Here is a 1,568-nt window from a genome sequence, read left to right as displayed (position 1 = left end):
CCGACGGCGCGCAAGGGTGGTGCCACGCGGGCGACCCCGCGTACCGCGTCGACGACGGCTGGTATCTCCGCTGGCGTGACCGCGAGCATGAACAGCGACACATGGGGTTCACAGACACCGCCAGCGGCGGCTGGGTAGGGCTCGCCGAGGCGGAAGTGGGACGGATAGCCATTGGCCGCCATGCGGTGTGCCAGCGCTTTGCTCGACGAGACCGCTTGTTCCCGCGCCCGGCCGGGCAGGAGGAGCACGACGTCCAGGGTGATGCAGGCCTGCGACGACACCATGATTTCCTTTGCTCGATGTGTCCTACGCCGTCTGACTCGGCATGGATGACTCCGGTTCGGGCCTGCGGGGTTCTGCCTCGATGCGCTCCGGGGGACTGCGTGGCTGTCAGCATTGTGTGGTTGCCCGATGACGGTGTCAGCACAGTGTCGCAGATGTTACCGACCGGATCACCTTCCGTGCGGTTCTGGGTGCGTGAAAGCCGTGCCAGCTGGCTGGCAATACGGCGGACAGGCGCGTGACCATGCTGCTTCCGGCTTTCACTAGTCGAGGAAGATGCCGGTTCCGACGACGACGGCCAGACCGGCCAGGAGCGCTGGCAAGCCGATCCGAAGACCAAGCTTGCTGTACTGCCACGCGCTCACCTCGACACCGAGGCGGGCCGCCGTGTCGCGCCAGAGCAGGCCCGCGAGCGAGCCGTGCAGGACGAGAACAGGCCCGAAATTCACACCGAACAGCAGCGGCCAGAGTTTCTCCGTATGGCCGCCGACCTCCGGCAGGCTGATGAGCAGCGCGGGGAGATTGTTAATCATGTTCGCGCCGAGAATGGCGGCCGCGGCGACCTGGATCTGCGCGAGTGCTCCCGAGCCGCGGAACAGGGAGCCGAGGCCCAGGTGGGGGGATGCCGCGGTCGCGACGATTCCCAGGCTCAGGGCGAGCGCGGCCGCGCCGAACGGGACGTCCCTGATCCGTACCGCCCGGGTCAGGGCTACCAGCGCGATGTCGGCGACACCGGCTACCGCCCAGGCGGGGATGCGCACGAGGTCGCCGACGGTGAAGCCGAGCACGACGAAGATGACGATCGGCGCGCCCAGCCGCAGGGCACGTCTGTCCACCGGATCGGTGATCGTGCTGTGCGGGGCCGTGGCGGTGTCGGCCCGCCGATAGAAGAGCCAGCCCACCACCACTGCCACCAGCGATGCCGGGCCGAGCCGCAGGGCGAAGTCGGTGACGCCGAGCCCGTAGGCGTCGGCGGCGATCAGGTTGGTGAGGTTCGAGATCGGCAGCGCGCTGGAGGCCAGGCATGCCAGCAGCGCCGGTTGCGCCGCCAGCATGGTCGGGTCGAAGCCATGCCGGCGCGCGGTGTGGATGTACAGCGGGGTGAGCAGGACCACCGACGCGTCGAGGTTGAGGAAGGTCGTGACCGCCGCGGCAAGTGCCCACAGCCCCAGCCGCGCGTTCGGGCCGGTTTCCACCAGCGCGGCAACGGACGCGAAGAAGCCAAGCCTGTCCAGCATCACCGCCAGCGGCACGGCCAGCAGCAGAAAGGCCAGCGGCGCCACCAG

Annotated in this window: 2 protein-coding genes; both read right to left on the bottom strand. The window is 68.9% G+C overall.

All coding sequences use genetic code 11. From position 1 onward, the window contains the following. Positions 1–284, bottom strand: a 284-nt coding sequence (locus MJ785_RS00595; RefSeq protein ID WP_239379874.1) for a hypothetical protein, incomplete at its 3' end; no start/stop codon positions are given. A gap of 261 nt (positions 285–545) precedes the next feature. After that, positions 546–1,568: SLC13 family permease (locus MJ785_RS00590; protein ID WP_239379873.1), on the bottom strand; the 1,023-nt coding region annotated here is incomplete at its 5' end.

Source organism: Protofrankia sp. CiT1, from assembly GCF_917627335.1.
GTDB lineage: Bacteria > Actinomycetota > Actinomycetes > Frankiales > Frankiaceae > Protofrankia.
Note: the sequence above shows the minus strand (reverse complement) of the source record. Positions and strands in the feature narration are given on the sequence as shown.